Here is a 16,164-nt window from a genome sequence, read left to right on the forward strand (position 1 = left end):
AACTCCCACGCGCATACGAGGAAAATACAAAAACGGCTACCTAATATAGGAGCCTGAGTCGCTTCAGTCGCTGTTCAGCTGGCCTCTGCGGCTCTGACCTGCGGTTTCAGGGCAGCGACTGAACAGCTACTGAAGCCCTTACGGTCGCTCGCTTCAGTAGCTGGGAGCGCAAAACGCCCAAATCGCCGTCACCCTTACCGGGCGTAACAGCGACTGAAGGGCTCGGCAGCGACTGAAGGGCAGCGACCGAAGGGTCTTCGGGTCCAGCTACTCAAGCGACTGAAGCGACCGAACTCCGCACCTGCCCCTGCGACTGGTCCGGGACACGCCAAAAGGTCCGGGCCTCAGTCGCTTCGGTCGCTTCAGTCGCTGCGGCGGGTTCCGTCGCTCCGACAGCGGTCACCCCCGCCGGTCATCGCCTCCTGGGCCTTCTTTTTCGTTTTTTTTCTGGCCTGAGCCATCTCCGGCCTTGAGTCGCTCCGGTCGCTTCAGTCGCTGGGCCCGGCGGGCTTACGGTCACTGCGCCCAGCGACCGAAGCGAGACGTTTCTGCCAGGTCTCGCGCACCGTGCGCCACTCCTCCCCGCAGCGACTGGCCCGCTCACGCGGGAGCAGCTCCGTCCCGACCAGGCCGGTGGTGTGGGCGGGGTCGGCGCCATGGAGGTGGCAGAGGTGGTGGGCGGCTCGGACGAGGTCTGAGGAGTGCTCGTCGGCCGACCTCTCCCCCGGCTCGTCACCCGGGCCGCCGTCCGAACCGCGATCCGCTTTCTCGGCCGCCGCCGACAGCTCGTACTCCCGGGCCGCCGTGCGAAGCTCCTGCCGGCCCGCAGCGCCCCGCCGGATCAGCATCAGGGCGGCGAACTCGTCGGCCGCGTCCTCCTCCGCCCGGTCGCCGAGGTCCAGGCCGAGTACGTCCGTGAGGGCGTGCCCCGCCTCGTGGAAGTACGTCTCGGTGAGTACGGCAGCGGCCTCGTCATCCGCCGGGCGCACCCCCGCCGCCACGAACAGGGCGAGCTCCTGGGCCACGTCGTCGTAGCAGATCTCGATCCGCCGGGCCTCGGGGTCGTAACCCGAGCCCTCCCCGGCGCAGGAGCGGGCGACCACCTCCACGGCGTGGCCCAGGCGTGCGGCGGGGACCAGGGTGCCGAGGTCGGCGGAGGCGCGCTCCAGGATCCGGCGGCCGCGCAGGAAGGCGGCGTCGGAGCGGTCGGGGGCGGAGGGGAGTTCGTAGCGGATGGGGAAGCCCGTATGGGGTGATGACCGGCTCTGGGTTCCGCTGGAGCCGCTGGGGGTGTTGGACGCGCGCGAAGGGCCGCAGGCGGCCGTACACAGCGTCAGCAGGGCCGCCAGGAAGGCCGTGCGGGCTCTGCTGGACTGGTGGGGACCCCGTGTGCGCATGAGGTGCATTCAACGGGGTGACGGATCGTTTTGGCAGGGCGTTCGAGCATCGAGGTGCGTTCCGCGCGCGGCGGCCATCTATCACGGCGTGATAGCTCGCTCTCGACCTGTCACGCGGTCCTCGACCTATCACGCCGTGATAACTCCCCTCCCCCGCCGCCCACTTCATCCCTATTGGGGTGTTTCATCCCCCTCTCCCCCACCTCCAAAGTCAGAAAGCTAACGTGTCGGTCCGTCAAAGGATCTTCGGCGTTAGTACAGTTACGTTCCATGACCTCACCCACCTCACCTGCATCCAGAAGCGACCGGGAGAAGGTCGTCTCGAAGCTTCCCCTGCGGCTCCGCCAGGAGTTGAAGATCCGGGCCGCCCAGCTGGGGGTCGACATCCAGGAAGCCGTCGAGACCGGCATCACGACCTGGCGCAGCCTCGGCTCGAACCTCTCCCCCATCGACACCTCCGGCGCCGAGTCGTTCGCCACCTTCCTGCCCGCCGAGCAGTGGTCCGGCTTCCGCAGCGACTGCAAGGACCGGGGCGTCTCCCTCATCCAGGGCCTCGCCCAGTCCGTACAGGTATGGCTCGACCACCATCCCGCCCCCGCCGTGCGGCGCCCCGCGATCGTGCGGCGCATCGTGGTCTGCAACCAGAAGGGCGGCGTCGGCAAGACCGCCATCACCGCCGGTACGGGTGAGGCGCTCGCCGAGGACCCCGCGACCCTCATGCCCGTACGCGTCTCCAAGCACTTCGCGGCGCTCCTCGGCGACGGTGAGAACGACCGGGGCAACGACCCCCTCGCCCTCGAAGACCTGCCCGGCCTCGGCCAGCGCGTCCTGCTCGTCGACTTCGACCCGCAGGGCCACCTCACCAAGCAACTCGGGCAGGAGCCCCTCCCCATGGGCGGTGACTCCCTCACCAACCACATGGCGGGCGATGCCAAGGGCGAGCTGCGCGAGGTGATCGTCGCCATTGACCAGGACCGCTTCGGCGACCGCCTCCACCTCCTGCCCGCCTGTACGGACGCCTTCCTCCTCGACGTACGCCTGGCTTCGGTACGCGCCCGGGAAGCCGCGCTGGAGCGGGCCCTGGCCCCCGTCGAGGCCGACTACGACGTCATCCTCATCGACTGCCCGCCCAGCCTCGGCCTGAGCATGGACGCCGCCGCCTACTACGGACGCCGCCGCCCCGACGAGGTACCGGGCAACTCCGGCACCCTCATCGTCGTCCAGGCCGAGGACAGCAGCGCCGACGCCTACGACCTGCTGACGTCGCAGATAGAGGACATGCGGACCGACCTCGCCCTGGAGCTCGACTACCTCGGCATCGTCGTCAACCACTACGACGCCCGGCGCGGCTACATCGCCACGTCCTCCCTCCAGTCCTGGATGGACATCAAGGACCCTCGCGTCGTCGGTGTCATCGGAGACCTGAAGGAACAGAAGGAAGCGGTACGGGTCAAGCGTCCGCTCCTGTCGTACGCCCCGCGCTGCGACCAGTCCGTGGGGCTGCGCGCCCTCGCCCGGGAGATCAGCAAGTGAGCAGCAAGGCCAAGAACCTCGGAGCCGGTTCGTCGTTCGGGCAGGCGCGGGCGGTCTCCGCCCGCCGGGCCGCGATCGGCGCCGTCACGGTCGCCCCCACCGCCGGCGTCCCCGACCCCACCGAACTGCCGGTCGGCCGCATCAGCCAGAACCCCGACAACCCGCGCGAGCAGCTCCGGGACCTGGACGGCCTGGCCGACAGCATCCGTGAGATCGGGCTCGTCAACGCCATCACCATCGCCTCCGTCGAGGCGTACCTGCGCGAGCGTCCCGACCGGGCCGACGACCTCGACCCCGACACCCGCTACATCGTCATCGACGGTCACCGGCGGCTGGCCGCCGCCAAACTCGCGGGCGTCCCCACGGTGCGGGTCAGCGTCGACAACGCGCTCGTCTCCACCGATGAGGCGCTCCTCGAAGCGGCCTTCGTCGCCAACGTCCACCGCGACGACATGAACCCGCTGGAGCAGGCGCACGCGCTGAAGAAGCTGGTGGAGTTCTACGGCTCCCAGAGCCGCGCCGCCAAGCGCCTCGGCATCGCCCAGTCCACGATCTCCTCCAAGCTGTCGGTCCTCGACCTGACCCCGGAGCTCCAGGCCGATCTCCTGGAGGGCCGCCGCAAGGTCGAGCACGTACGGAACCTGTCGAAGTACGACGCCGAGCAGCAGCGCGCCCAGGCCGACGCCCGGGCGGCGGCGGCGGAGGAACGCCGGGAGGCGAGCAGGCGGGCGGCCGACCTATCACGCCGTGATAGGTCCACGGAGGAGCTGACGAGGGAGCCGGGGCGGCCGGAGGCGGTGTCCGGATCGGGTTCGGCGTCGCCGCAGGAGTCGGTGACGGCGACGCAGGACCGTGAGCTATCACGGCGTGATAGCCACGAGGGGGAAGCGGACCTATCACGCCGTGATAGCCGCGAGGCGGATCCGGATCTATCACGCCGTGATAATCGCGAGGCTGAGTCGGACCTATCACGCCGTGACAGCCGCGAGCCCGAGGCTGACCTATCACGGCGTGATAATTCGGGAGCGGTCGTGGGGGCCGGTACCGCCTCTGCTGTTCCCGCGTCCGGGTCGGTGGCCGGAGGCGCGACGGCCGCCGGGGGAGTGGCCGACCTATCACGGCGTGATAATCCGGTCCCTGCTTCCGCCGGAGGCGACTTCCCGGCCCAGCGTCCCGAGGCGCCTTCCGCCCCCGCTCGGCCCGTCGTCAAGATGCCCTGGACCGATGGCGTCGCCTGTGCGGAGATCGCTATCTCGCGGATGACGGCCGTAGAGCGTGGCCGGATGGTGGAACGGCTCCAGGAGGAGGCGGCCCGGGACCGGGGAGCCGCCTCGACGGAATCGTCGACGGCCGGCTGACGGTGACGGGCCGACAGTGAACCGCTGACGGCGATGCGCGGACGGTGATCGGTCATCAACGGCCGGACTGACCGCGGTCGGCGGCCATTGATGGCGCCGGGCCGGCGACGATCGCGCGGGATCTTCCCCCGGCCCGGAAAATCCCGCGATCTATCACGGCGTGATAGATCCAGCGACCTGCTCGGGGCGGTCGCCGACCTATCACGCCGTGATAATCGCGGATCGCCCCGGTCGGGCGATCCGGTCGCTACGGGCCGCTCCAGCCCGGGTTGTCGGCAGGTGTCAGTGTGCCGAACAGTGACGTGCAGGTGTCCCCCCGGGCGGTCCTCAGGACGTACGAGGGGCTGGTCCGCGCGACCGCGTCCCGCAGCCGGGCCAGCAGCAGGTGGACGGGCGGCAGGTCTAGGCAGAGCGCGGCGGCCAGGTGTCTGCGGCGCGCCGTGAGGTGCGGCTCGACCCGGCGCAGGTCGTTCTCCAGGTACGCCGCCGCCGCCCGCATGGCCGTCAGGCTGCCGCCGCCCGAGAACCGCAGGCAGTCCTGCCAGCCGGGCAGCCCGACGATGACGCACAGCGCGTCGCCGAGGCTGTCCGCGATCAGGCCGCCCTCGCCCTCGGGGCTCGCGTACACCACGGCGCGCTGCCCGGCGGGGTCGCCGCACAGGAAGTAGGTGCCGCCGACGTCGTCCCCGGCGAAGCCCTCCACCGGTACGCCCGAGGGCACGCTCAGCACCTCCCCGTGGTCGCGGCACGACATGTCGAATCCGCACAGCGCGTACATGGACTCCGACAGGTCCGGGTGGTCGCGGAAGCGGGCCAGCAGTTCCTCGACCGAGGACACCGAGGACACCGAGGACATCGAAGACCGCGAAGACCCCGAAGACCCCGAGGGCACAGAGAACACCGGGGACGCCGATGGCACCTCCCGGCCGGGGGAGTCGTACGGTACGGCCGCCGGTCCCGGGGGAGCGGCGGCACGGTGGACGGGGCTCGCCCGGCAGTGGGCGGGCCTGCCCCGCGTGTGGTGGGGCGGGGCGGGCGGCAGGGGGAACGTCCGCCAGGTCGTCACGGTCGCGGGCGGTACCGCGCTGTCGTGGACGGGCCGTGCGCTGATGGAGACCACAGTTCGCTCACCCCCGTCGAGCAGACTCCACGTCTCGTACGCCCGCGACGCGTGCGCGTCCTGCCGTAACCACGACAGGCGTCCGGTGCCGCCGCGCGGTGCGAGCGGCGCGGCGCCGGACGGACCGCTCCCCGCCACGCGCAGATAGGCGTGCTCCGCCTGGCGTTGCGCGGTGGCCAGACTGCTGAACAGCAGCCCGTCCTCCCCTTGCGGACCCTCCGGCCAGCACGTCTCGTACACCACGCTCCGGCCTTCGTACCCGATCTCCCGGTCCGGTGACGCGAGGCTGTGCATGGATCCCCCTCCTGCTCGTGGCTCTTGCCGTGCTGCCGCGTTGTGCGCGGGACACGATGCCTATCGAAGGAGTGGGAACTCCACCAGGAAACGGCGCTTCCGGAACGGGGTTTTCCCAGCGAGATCCGGTCACTTGGCGGACGGGCGTGACGCCGCGCGCCCCGCTTCTACCGGGAGGGGAGTGGGGGCGTCAAGGAGCCGTGCCGAGGGGGGATGGTTCTCGCCATGGTCGTTTTGACGGGGGTGCCCGGGTGCCTGGAGGTGGAGTACGGGGAAGTCCCTGGTGGGGGCGGGGCTTGCAGGGGAAGCGGGTCAGCGGCCGGGGGTGGCGCCCAGCGGCGGGGTGCCGGGGGATTCGGCGGGATCGGTGTTGTCGGGGTCGCAGCCGAGCAGGGTCATCAGCGCCTCCAGCTTCTGCCGGGGGAGAGCGCCGACCGCCCGGAAGGCGTGGGCGCGTACGCCCCTGTCGTGCAGGAGCCGCTCCATCTCCCGCTGGGCGGACTGCCGTTCCAGCTCCTGGAGCCGCTCGCGCAGGACGCGGGCCAGGGCGCGATCGGCCGGTTCGGTGAGCCAGCCGGAGTGCACCCGGAACCACTCGCTGATGCCGAGAACCGTATGGACGCTGGGGACGGCGGGGTGGTCCGGTTTGCGGTAGGCGCGCAGTGCCTGGGGGGTGACGCCGATGCCCTGGGCGATCTCGGCCTGGGTGTGCGGGGCCACCGCTTCCCCCACCGGCCGCACGATGCCGTCGCCGCACCTCCTGCGGGTGTTCATCAGGAGCTCCAGGCGCTGCTGGACACGGGCGGCCACCCCGGGGTCCGCCACCCGGCCCCCGGCGAGCAGCTCCCGTACGTCCGTCGGCGGCACTCCCGACGCGTAGGAGAGCTCCCCGGCGTCCAGGACATCCTCCGGCCGCCGTTCCAGCTCCTCGATCAGGGCCCGCACGCGGTCCAGCATCGCGTCGAGCCCGCAGGCGTCAGTCACGGCACCCCCTGGTCGTACCCCGCCGTCGCTCCTCGAAGGCCCGAGCGTAACGACTGCGGCGGCTTGAACCCACCCCCCGGGGCAAAGCCGGCTTTCCCCGGTGGGAAAGCCTGGTTGACATGGGTGGTGGGGGAGTTGCAGGATCACGGCAAAGGTGACGGAGTGTCAATACGACGTCGCCGCGCGGGACTTCGCGGGACCATCGCCCCCCAGGGCGGCGGTCCGAGATCTCGCACAACGGGGACGGGGACGGGGATGGCCATGACGGTGGGTACGCGTGAGGCCCTGGGGTTGGAGGAACCGGCGCGGGCGGGGACGGGCGGACGGGCCGCGCGCCCCGAACCGCTCCAGGAGCTCATCCGAGGCCGCCGCAGCCGCCTCGGGCTGAGCCAGGAGGCCGTGGCCGAGCGGCTCGGGGTCAGTTCGCGCGCGTACGGCAACTGGGAGCGCGGCCGGGTCAAGGAGTGGACCGACGGCAAGCTCCTCGCCCTCGCCGACGTTCTGGAGATGTCGGACTACCAGGTGGAGCGGCTGTTCCGGCTCACCGTCGGCCGCTTTCCCGCCCGGGTGCGCAGGCCCTCCGCCCACGCCGGGCGGGCGTCGTGCAAGGCCGCGCAGGCCGTCCTCGCCGACTACGACGTCATGATGAACGCGCTGTCGCTGCCCGCCCTGCTCATCGACCACCGATGGGAGGTGCAGGCCGCCAACGACGCCTACCACGACCTGTTCGCGGGGCTGAGCGCCCACCCGGACGCCGACCCGGCCGCCAGCTTCCTGCGGTTCGGCCTGCTGCACCCCGACGCCGGGAGCATCCTCGCCAACCACGCCGACTGGCGGATCTCGCTGCTGTCCGCGCTGGCGGCGGCGCGCGAGCAGTACCCGTACGACTCCGCGCTGCGCGCCCTGCACGCCGATGTGCACCGGCGCCCGTCGCTGCGCGCCCTGTGCCGCGACGCGCTCGACGGCTGCGCCCCGGACGGCGCCGCGGACCTCGCCCACCCCGAGGGCCCCCTGCGCGTACTGCGCCACCCCGATCCGCGTCGCGGCCTCCAGGTCTGCCGGCTGGTCGAGGAGATCCCGACCCGCGCCCACGCGCTGGGACTGACGCGTCTGACCTTCGTCCTCACCCCGTTCGACTGCCCGGGCGTGGCCGCACCCCCGCGCGAGGGGAGAGCCGCCCGCAGCGCGGCGTGAGGGGCGGTGGGGGAGGGGGCCGGTGGCCCGGGGGAGGCCCCCGGTGCCCCTGGTACCTCCGGCCCGCCGCGCGGGGCCGTCAGCCCTCGGCCGCGACCGCCTGCCCGCCCGGCAGCCGGTCCCGCAGCCCCGCCACCAGCTCCGGCCGCCCGGCGACCGTTTCCGGTACGCAGTCCGGGGCGAGCCGTACCGCCGCGTCCAGCACGTTCACCAGCTGCAACGGCTCGGTGGAGCCGTCGAGACGGCGGTACTCCACGGCCGTCAGGACGGCGAGCCGCTCCCACAGCCCGAGCCCCGGGCGCCGCAGCTCCCGCAGCACCACCCGCGCGGCCTCCTCCACACCGGTACCGGCGCGGTGCAGCTCGTGGACGCGTCCGCGCACCTCCTCCAGGTACGCCATGTACGCGCGCACGTCGTCCTGCCCCATCAGCGGCCCGTGGCCCGGGACGACGACGCGCGGGTCGAGGGCGAGGACGCGCGAGCAGGCCGCGATCACCCCGTCGAGGGGGCCGGCCCAGTGCACCGGCACGTCCCCGGCGAACAGGACGTCCCCGGCGCAGACCACGCTGCTCTCCGGCAGGTGCACCACCAGGTCCCCGGCGGTGTGCGCGGGGCCCACCTCGTGCAGCTCGACCGGAGTCGAGCCGACGAGGAGGTCGAGGCGGCCGCTGAAGGTGCGCGTCGGCGGGACGACGTCGATTCCCGCGTAGTCGTAGCGGCCGAAGTGCGCGAGCAGATACCGCTCGAAGGGCACCTCTGCCCGGCATCCGTCGAGTACGGCCTGGAGCTGCGGGGGAGTGGGCTCGGCGCACAGGTGCGCCAGGTTCGCCTCGGTGCTGATGATCTCCGCGTCGGGGAAGAGGCCGTTGCCGTAGCTGTGGTCGCCGTTGGCGTGGGTGTTCACGACGGTCGAGAAGCGGGCCCCGGGGGCGAGGACCTGGCGGGCGGCCGCGACCAGGGCGTGCGTGAGGCCGGCGGTGTACGGAGTGTCGACCAGCAGGGCGTCGGACTCGGAGCCCACGACCACGCAGTTGGCCATGCCCCAGGTGCCGGGGGAGTGGGGCAGCCAGGCGTGCACACGCTCGTCCAGGGACACGAGTTCGGAAGGAATCAGCATGACCGCAATTCTGGGGGGCGAGGCTGCCGTTCCGGTGGTGAATCCTCCCGCCGGGCCGGTGGACATGGCCCGGCGGGGACCTGCCCCGCCCTCTCGGCGGCTGCTACTTTCCGGTGCCCGGTGGGGAGTTGGGCGCCTCTCCCGGGGAGGGCCTCCCGCCGGGCGCCGCCGCCCGCCGCCGTGCGCGCAGCCCCCGTACGACCGTCACGGCCCACCGCCGTGCCCGTACGTATCCCGCGCACCACCACAGCAGGGGAGTCGCGCGGGTGCCGTGGGCGAGCAGGAAGCGCTGGTTGCGGACCGTGCCGGGGCGCCAGTGGTTCTTGTACGGCTCGGTGCCGCGCAGCATGCTCAGTACGGTCCGTCCGCTGCCGTCGGTGCGGCGGGCGGAGGTGCGCAGCAGCATCGTCGCCACGTCGAGCTTGTGCGCGCGCAGGACGGGGTGGGCGCCGTAGAGGTAGCCACCCGAGAGCGACGGCGACTGGAGGGTGAGGTCGGCGGCCACCACCGTGCCGTCCAGGCGGAACTCGGTGAGCACCGCCTCGTCCTGAGCCACCATCAGCCGCACCGCGCGGTCCAGGTGCTCGGCGAACCGGGGGCGCAGATGCTCGCGGGTCACCCCCCGTCCGCGCCACTGCAACCGGTGCAGGGTGAGCAGGGTGTCCAGGACGGCGGGCACCTCCTCGGGCGCCACCGCGCGCTCGTCGACCGCCAGCGTGTCGATCCTGCGGAGTTTGGCGCGTACCCGCTGGGCCGCCTTCGAGGGCAGCCGCGCCAGCAGGCCGTCCATGGGGGCGGCCGGCAGCTCCAGGCACGTCGAGTCCGGCAGCCGGACGCTCCTGCCCGGCCACTGGGCGGCCAGCAGCTCGGCCGCGCCGCCCGGCCGCACCTCGCGCAGGTCCACCAGCGCGCCGCCCGCCGCCTCCCGCACCGCCGCCACCAGCGCCCGCGCCGCCTGCGGGGCGCAGGAGTCGTCGAGGAGCACGTCCGTGAAGTCGGTGATGGCGCCGCCCAGCGGCACCAGGGTGCGCAAGGGCCGGAAGACCAGCATCAGCGGGGCCGCCGCGACGAGTTCGCCGTCCCGGCGCACCAGCACCAGGCGCAGCCTGCCGCTCACGCCGTAGGACGTCCACCACGAGTGCAGCCAGGCGTGGCTCTGGAAGGGGGTGGCCGTGCGGCAGCGGCCGTGCAGGTCCCGCCATTGCCGGGCCAGCCCCGCGAAGTGGCCGCTGTCCGTGCACACCTCGGCCACCAGGGCGGTGTCCGGGACCGTCGTGAGCGTCACCGGGCGCCGCCGTGGGGCACACCGGCGGGCAGGGCGGGCGACGGCACGGGCGCGGGCTCGCGCCGGGCGGGCCGTACGAGCAGGACCAGGCCGCCGGTCAGACCCCCGGCGCAGCCCCCCACCAGCGCGGTCAGGGAGGCGGACGCCGAGGAGGGGTCGACGGGGCGGGCCGCGCGCGAGAACTGCACCAGACGCACGCCCGTACTCGCCTCGGTGTGCGTGCCGTTGACGGTCAGCGAGCGGGCCACCGCGTTGGCGATGTCGGCCGCCTCGCCCGGCCGCCCCGAGGTGCCGGTGATGGCGATCATCGGCGCGTCCGGGGAGGTCGCCGTCTGCACCTTGCGGCGGATGGTGTCGGCGGACACCCCGGCCCATGTCTGCGCGTCGCCGACCACCGCGACCTGGGTGGCGACCCGCCCGTACGCCTGGGCGAAGCCGAGGGCGGTGGCGGGGTCCGACTTGCCGGTGGGGGTCACCACGACATAGCTGGTCGCGGAGTACTCGGCGGGCCGGGCCACTCCGTACACGCCGCCCGCGACCGCGCCGAGCAGCGCGCACACCGGCAGCGGCCACCACCTCGGCAGCGGCCGGGTGCCGGGGTGCGACCGCGTCCGGCGCCAGGGGCTTGGGGGTCGGCTCATCGTGCGCTCACTCCTGACGTGACTGAGGGGTCGGGGGTGTCGGGGGTACTGGGGGTATGGGGGGTACTGGGGGTATGGGGGGTGCCGGACGTGGCGGTGGTGCCGGAAGTGGCCGTGTTGTGCGGGGTGTTCGGGCCGTCCGGGGTGTCCGTGGCAAGGGGCGGCGGGTGGTGTCGGCCGAGTACGGGGGTCGTGCCGTGCAGGGCCGCCTCGTAGACGGCCCTCAGCCGGGCCGCCGAGGCGGCGACCGTGTAGTGCGCGACGGCCGGGGGCACGGGCAGCCGGCCGGGCGGTGCCTGGACCGTGGCCCGCAGCGCGGTGAGGAAGCCCGCCGGGTCGGCCCGTACCGCGCCCGGCGCCTGTCCGGGCGGCAGGTCGTCGACGGCGGGGCAGGTCGCGTAGACGACGGGCAGGCCCGCCGCCAGGGCCTCCACCACGGCCAGGCCGAACGCCTCGTCCGCCGAGGGCGAGGCCAGGACGTCCATCGCGGCGAGCAGGGCGGGCAGGTCGAGGCCCCCGCCGCCGCCCTCGTACGCGCACTCGCCCGCGAAGCACACCCGCCCGGCCACCCCCAGCCGCGCCGCGAGCGCCCGCAGCGCCGCCTCCTGTTCGCCGCCGCCCACCAGAAGCAGATGGGCGCTGGGCAGATGGGGCAGGGCCCGGACCAGGACGTCGAAGCGCTTGCCCGCGACCAGGCGGCCCACCCCGCCGATCACGAAGGCGTCCTGGGGCAGGGCCAGCAGGGTGCGGGCCCGGGTGCGCGGCAGCGCGTCGAAGCGGAAGCGGTCCGCGTCGATGCCGTTGGGCACCACGTGGATGCGGCGGGCGGGCACGCCCCAGGCGCGCAGCCGCCGCGCGATCGTCGCGGAGACGGCGACCGTGGAGGTGCCCAGGCGTTCGGAGGCCAGATACAGGGCGCGCACCCCGGCGCCGAGCGGGCGGCCCTCGATGGTGGCGGCGCCGAGCGAGTGCTCCGTGGCCACGAGGGTGCGGATTCCGGCGAGGCGGGCGGCGGCCCGACCGTACAGGCAGGCACGGTAGAGGTGGGTGTGGACCAGGTCGTAGTCGCCCCGGCGGATCAGGCGGGTCAGGCGCGGCAGGGCGCTCAGGTCGCGGTTGCCCGCCATGCCGAGGTGGTGCACCCGTACGCCGTCGGCGCTCAGCCCCTCGGCGACGGCTCCCGGGTTGGTGAGGGTGACCACCTCACAGTCGGCGTCCAACTCGCCGATCAGCAGGCGCAGTTGCTGTTCGGCGCCGCCGACGCCGAGGCCGGTGATGACGTGCAGGACTCTCACCGTGCCTCCTGGCCGGGTGCGGGGCGGCTCCGGGCGGGAGCCTGGGGGGACGGGTCGGGGGCGGAGGTGTCCTCGTCCTGGGGGCGGCGTGGCGGGGCGAGGAGGGCGGGGCGGTCCTCGGGCAGGAAACCGGCGCCCGGGCCGTCGCCGGGCGGACGGCGCCGCCAGCGGTGCAGCCCGCGTTTGAGGTGCAGCCGCCAGCTGGTGTCGCCCTCGCCGATGTGGACGCGCGGCAGCGCGTAACGGCCGGTCAGGGAGCCGGGGTCGATGGCGCAGGCGTAGCTGTAGCCCGCCGCGCGCACCGCGTCGAGAACCCGCTGGTCGCACCGCCCGTACGGGTAGCAGAAGCCCGGCACGTCCCGGCCGGTCAGCGCGCGCAGCAGGTCGCGGCTCTCGGCGGTCTCGCGGCGCAGGGTGTCGTCGTCGGCGGTGGTGAGGTCGGTGTGGAGCAGGCCGTGCGAGCCGATCTCCATGCCCCAGGTCAGGGCGCGCCGGATGCCGTCCTCGTCCAGGAGCGGGCGGCGCGGACCGAGCGGGTCCCAGTCGTTGGTGGCGCCCAGCCGTCCGGGCAGGGCGAAGACGGTGGCCGTGCAGTCGTAGCGGCGCAGCAGCGGCAGCGCCTCCTCGGTGAAGTCGGCGTACCCGTCGTCGAAGGTGAGGCCCACCAGGCGGGTGCCGCCGCCGGCGGCGCGGGCCCGCAGCAACTGCGCCATGCCGACACCGAGCAGCCCCCGGGCGCGCAGCCAGCGCAGTTGCCGCTCCAGGCGCCGGGGGGTGACGGTGATGCCGTACGGGTCGTCCTCGCGGGCGTCGGCGCGGGCGCCGACCGAGTGGTACATCGCCGCCCACAGGGCGGGGGTGTCAACGGGCATGCCTCGGCCTTCGGGTCAGGGAGCGGGTCAGCGGGCGCAGCAGCGCCGACAGCAGCAGCAGCGGTGCGAAGCCGTGTACGCGGGCGGCGCGGGCCAGCACGAGGAAGGCGGCCGTGGCCGCGAGGGAGCCGGTGGCCAGCGCGGCGGCCGGGTCGCCGACGCGGGCCGCGCACCACCAGCAGACGGCCGCGGCCCCCGCCCCGGCCCCGGCCAGCTTCAGCAGTTCGCCGCCGGTGCGGAGCCGGGCGAGGCCGACCGGGCGGCGGCCCGCGCCCGCGAGCAGCAGCAGCGCGCCGCAGGTGATGCCGAGGGCGTTGGCGGCGGCGATGCCGCGCGCCCCCCACAGCGGCGCCGCCCACGCCCCGGCGCCGGCGGTCACCGCCAGGCATACCACCATGGTGGCGGCCGGGTACCAGGTGGGGCGGGCGGCGGAGAAGGACGAGCGGACCAGGACGCCCACCATGGTCTGGGCGAGCAGGCCGAGCGCGTACAGGCGCATCACGGCGGCGGTGGCGGCGGTGTCGGCGGGGCCGAACGCGCCGCGCTGGAAGAGCACTTCGACGATCTGGGGGGCGCAGCCGATGACGACGGCGCCGCCCAGCAGCACGATCGCGCCCGCCACCAGCAGATCGCCCTCGACGCGCCGCCGGGCCCGCTCGGTGTCGCCCGCGGCCAGGGCCCGGGCGACGACGGGGAAGGTGACCGTGCACAGCATCAGGGAGAGCACCATCGGCATCTGCGCCACTTTCTGGGCGTAGTTGAGGTGCGAGATCGCCCCGGCGGGCAGCGGGGCCGCGAGGTGGCGCTCCACCAGCGTCTGGCACTGGCGGCCGAGGGCGAAGACGACGACGGGGGCGACCATGGCCAGGCGCACGCTCCCGGCCGCCTCCTTCGGCTGCCCCGGCCGCCTCGCCGGCTGTCGCTGCCCGGGGATGCCGCGCGGGCCGGGGCCGCGCCACCGCTCCCCGCGCCGTCCCGTGCGCCGCACCCCCCGCCACAGCGAGGGCGCCTGGGCCGCGACCATCAGGGCGCCGCCCGCCGCGACCCCGGCCGCCGCCGCCCGTACGCCCCAGGCGTGGCCGCAGACGAGCAGCACGGTGATGATGCCGGTGTTGTACGCCACGTAGATCGTGGCCGGGGCGAGGAAGCGGGCATGGCCGCGCAGGGCGGCGCTGCAGTATCCGGCGAGGCCGAAGGTGAGGACGCAGGTGGAGGTGGCGCGGGTGCAGTCGACGGCCAGGTCCGCCTCGGGCAGGCCGGGCGCGAGCAGGTCCACCAGGGCGGGCGCCGCCGCCGCCAGCAGCGCCGCGAGGGCCGCGAGGGCGAGCATCAGCCGGGGGAGGGTGGCGGCGACCAGGGCCCGCACCGGGTCGGGGCCGCCCCGGCCGCGCCGTACGGCGGCGAGGCTGAACGCGGGGACGAGCACCAGCGCGAGCCCGTCCTCGATGAGCAGGGTGGCCGCGACCTCCGGCACCGTCCAGGCCACCAGGAACGCGTCGGTGTCCGGGCCCGCGCCGAAGACGTGCGCGAAGGTACGGTCGCGCAGCAGCCCGAGGACCGCGCCCGCGACGGTGAGCGCGGCGGTGACGGCGGCGGCCCGGGCCAGGAACCCCCCCGAGGCGGACTCCGGGGGCGGACGGCCGTCCTGACGGTCTCTCGGCGGAGGGCCCGGCGCGGCGGGAGAGGCCTCGCTCATCGCCGCGCGGCCTCCGGTGTCCCGGCGCCGCCGTGCCGGCCCAGGGCCCACCAGGCGGCCAGGCCGAGTGCGAGGGCGGTCAGGACGGTGGAGGGGCCGCCGATGTCGCCGTAGAAGAAGTCGACCAGGAGCCACAGGAGCAGGCCGGTGGCCGCGAGGCCGCAGTCCCGGTCGCGGCGGCGGCCCGCGGCGGCCGCGTACAGCCTGCGCAGGGCGGCGACGAGGAGCGCGGCCCACCCGGCGACCAGGGTGCACACCCCGGTCAGGCCCTGTTCGCTCAGGACGAGGAGGTACATGTTGTGCGGGGAGAGCAGCGGCTGGCGGCGGAAGGCGGCGCCCGCGCCCGCGGTGTCGCTGCCGGAGGACAGGGCGAGGGGGGCGTGGCTGTCGCGGTGGGCGGGGAAGCCCTTGAGGCCGACGCCGGTCAGCGGCGCCTCGCGCCACATCGCGGCGGCGGCGCTCCACAGGGTGTACCGGTCGGTGACGGACTGGTCGGGGGCGTCGGTGACGCGGGTGATGCTGGTGAGGCGTTCCTGGAGGAGCGCGGTCCCGGCCCCGGCGCCGCCGACGACGACCACGGCGAGCGCGAGGGCGCCGGCCGCGACGGCCACCGCCCGCCGTACGCCCGCCAGCAGGAGCAGTGCCGCGCAGGTGACGGCGGTGGCGATCCAGGCGCCGCGGCTGAAGGAGAGGGCGAGGGGCAGCAGCAGCCCCGCCGCGCACACCAGCGCCACCGGGCGCTGGGCGCGGCCCGCGCGGGCGTCGGGCGCGAGCGCGAGGCCCACCGCGCACACCAGGCCGAGGGCGACGAGGGTGGCCATGCCCATGATGTCGGAGGCGCCGAAGGTGCCGACCGCGCGGATGTCCTCGCCCATGTAGGAGGCGCCGGTGGCGGTGGCGTACTGGTGCACCCCGACCGCCCCCTCGGCCAGGGCGAGGGCCACCAGGGTCCAGGCGACGACCGTGAAGTCGCGGCGGTCGCGCACCAGGAGGAGCACCGAGACCGGTACGAGGACGAAGATCTCCAGGTAGCGGGCCAGTCCGGTGAGCGCATCGCCCGCATCCCCGGCTCCGGCGGCGGCCACCGCGATCCCCGCGGCGGCGGCGCCGAACAGCGCGGCGGCGGCCGGGGCCAGGGGCCGCGCCCCGGACCGGAGCGAGGAGCCCAGCGCCCACAGGGCGAGGACGGCGCAGGCCGCGTCGGCGGGCGTGCCGGTGCCCGTGTCCTCGCCGCCCGCGCCGCCCGGCGCGGGTGCGGCGAGCAGGACGAGGACGGCGAGCAGCGGCAGCAGGTGCAGACGGCGCCCCACGGCCGCGTTCAGGGCCCAGGGGGGCCAGGCGGTGGTCCGGGGCGGCGCCGCCGCGTTCTGACTCATCG

General features: G+C 74.4%; 12 protein-coding genes and 1 pseudogene. 3 read left to right on the plus strand and 10 right to left on the minus strand.

Annotated elements, in window-relative coordinates:
- Positions 1 to 488: 488 nt before the first annotated feature.
- Positions 489 to 1,397: a DUF4344 domain-containing metallopeptidase gene (locus tag ACZ4MU_RS31560; RefSeq protein WP_467882963.1), complete on the minus strand. Its 909-nt coding sequence runs from the start codon at positions 1,395 to 1,397 to the stop codon at positions 489 to 491.
- Between the two features lie 270 nt (positions 1,398 to 1,667).
- On the opposite strand from ACZ4MU_RS31560, the gene ACZ4MU_RS31565 reads away from it, so the two are divergent.
- The gene (locus ACZ4MU_RS31565; protein ID WP_467882964.1) at positions 1,668 to 2,930 is read left to right on the plus strand and encodes a ParA family protein; all 1,263 of its coding nucleotides are present in this window, start codon (positions 1,668 to 1,670) and stop codon (positions 2,928 to 2,930) included.
- Entirely contained in the window at positions 2,927 to 4,288 is a 1,362-nt protein-coding gene (locus ACZ4MU_RS31570) for a ParB/RepB/Spo0J family partition protein (RefSeq protein WP_467882965.1), read from the plus strand. Before ACZ4MU_RS31565 ends, ACZ4MU_RS31570 begins: the two co-directional genes overlap by 4 nt.
- Positions 4,289 to 4,535: 247 nt before the next feature.
- Here ACZ4MU_RS31570 and ACZ4MU_RS31575 read toward each other — a convergent pair whose 3' ends face one another.
- Positions 4,536 to 5,702, minus strand: a complete 1,167-nt coding sequence (locus tag ACZ4MU_RS31575) for a hypothetical protein (protein ID WP_467882966.1) — start codon at positions 5,700 to 5,702, stop codon at positions 4,536 to 4,538.
- Positions 5,703 to 6,014: 312 nt separating this feature from the next.
- Entirely contained in the window at positions 6,015 to 6,686 is a 672-nt protein-coding gene (locus ACZ4MU_RS31580) for a helix-turn-helix domain-containing protein (protein WP_467882967.1), read from the minus strand.
- Between the two features lie 261 nt (positions 6,687 to 6,947).
- Here ACZ4MU_RS31580 and ACZ4MU_RS31585 point away from each other — a divergent pair, with 261 nt between their 5' ends.
- Positions 6,948 to 7,880 carry an MmyB family transcriptional regulator gene (locus ACZ4MU_RS31585; RefSeq protein WP_467882968.1) on the plus strand — a complete coding sequence of 311 codons (933 nt, stop codon included), beginning with the start codon at positions 6,948 to 6,950 and terminating at the stop codon, positions 7,878 to 7,880.
- A 79-nt stretch (positions 7,881 to 7,959) separates the two neighbouring features.
- Here the strand turns inward: ACZ4MU_RS31585 and ACZ4MU_RS31590 are convergent, their stop codons facing one another.
- The 7 genes and pseudogenes from ACZ4MU_RS31590 to ACZ4MU_RS31620 all read right to left on the minus strand — a co-directional run bounded on the left by ACZ4MU_RS31590 (position 7,960) and on the right by ACZ4MU_RS31620 (position 16,162).
- Entirely contained in the window at positions 7,960 to 8,997 is a 1,038-nt protein-coding gene (locus tag ACZ4MU_RS31590; protein ID WP_467882969.1) for an MBL fold metallo-hydrolase, read from the minus strand.
- Between the two features lie 103 nt (positions 8,998 to 9,100).
- A complete protein-coding gene (locus ACZ4MU_RS31595; RefSeq protein WP_467882970.1) occupies positions 9,101 to 10,282 on the minus strand; it encodes a GNAT family N-acetyltransferase in 1,182 nt (393 codons plus the stop codon).
- Positions 10,279 to 10,923, minus strand: coding sequence for a YveK family protein (locus ACZ4MU_RS31600; protein WP_467882971.1), 645 nt, complete (start codon positions 10,921 to 10,923; stop codon positions 10,279 to 10,281). Before ACZ4MU_RS31600 ends, ACZ4MU_RS31595 begins: the two co-directional genes overlap by 4 nt.
- The gene (locus tag ACZ4MU_RS31605) at positions 10,920 to 12,218 is read right to left on the minus strand and encodes a glycosyltransferase (protein ID WP_467882972.1); all 1,299 of its coding nucleotides are present in this window, start codon (positions 12,216 to 12,218) and stop codon (positions 10,920 to 10,922) included. Before ACZ4MU_RS31605 ends, ACZ4MU_RS31600 begins: the two co-directional genes overlap by 4 nt.
- 152 nt (positions 12,219 to 12,370) lie before the next feature.
- Positions 12,371 to 13,090: pseudogene (locus ACZ4MU_RS31610) on the minus strand (polysaccharide deacetylase family protein); the annotation flags it as partial.
- Complete coding sequence (locus ACZ4MU_RS31615) at positions 13,080 to 14,786, minus strand: lipid II flippase MurJ (protein WP_467882973.1); 1,707 nt, start codon at positions 14,784 to 14,786, stop codon at positions 13,080 to 13,082. The gene ACZ4MU_RS31615 and the pseudogene ACZ4MU_RS31610, both read right to left, overlap by 11 nt.
- Complete coding sequence (locus tag ACZ4MU_RS31620; RefSeq protein WP_467882974.1) at positions 14,783 to 16,162, minus strand: O-antigen ligase family protein; 1,380 nt, start codon at positions 16,160 to 16,162, stop codon at positions 14,783 to 14,785. Before ACZ4MU_RS31620 ends, ACZ4MU_RS31615 begins: the two co-directional genes overlap by 4 nt.
- Between the last annotated feature and the right edge of the window lie 2 nt (positions 16,163 to 16,164).

The organism is Streptomyces sp. NPDC026377 (assembly GCF_055567715.1).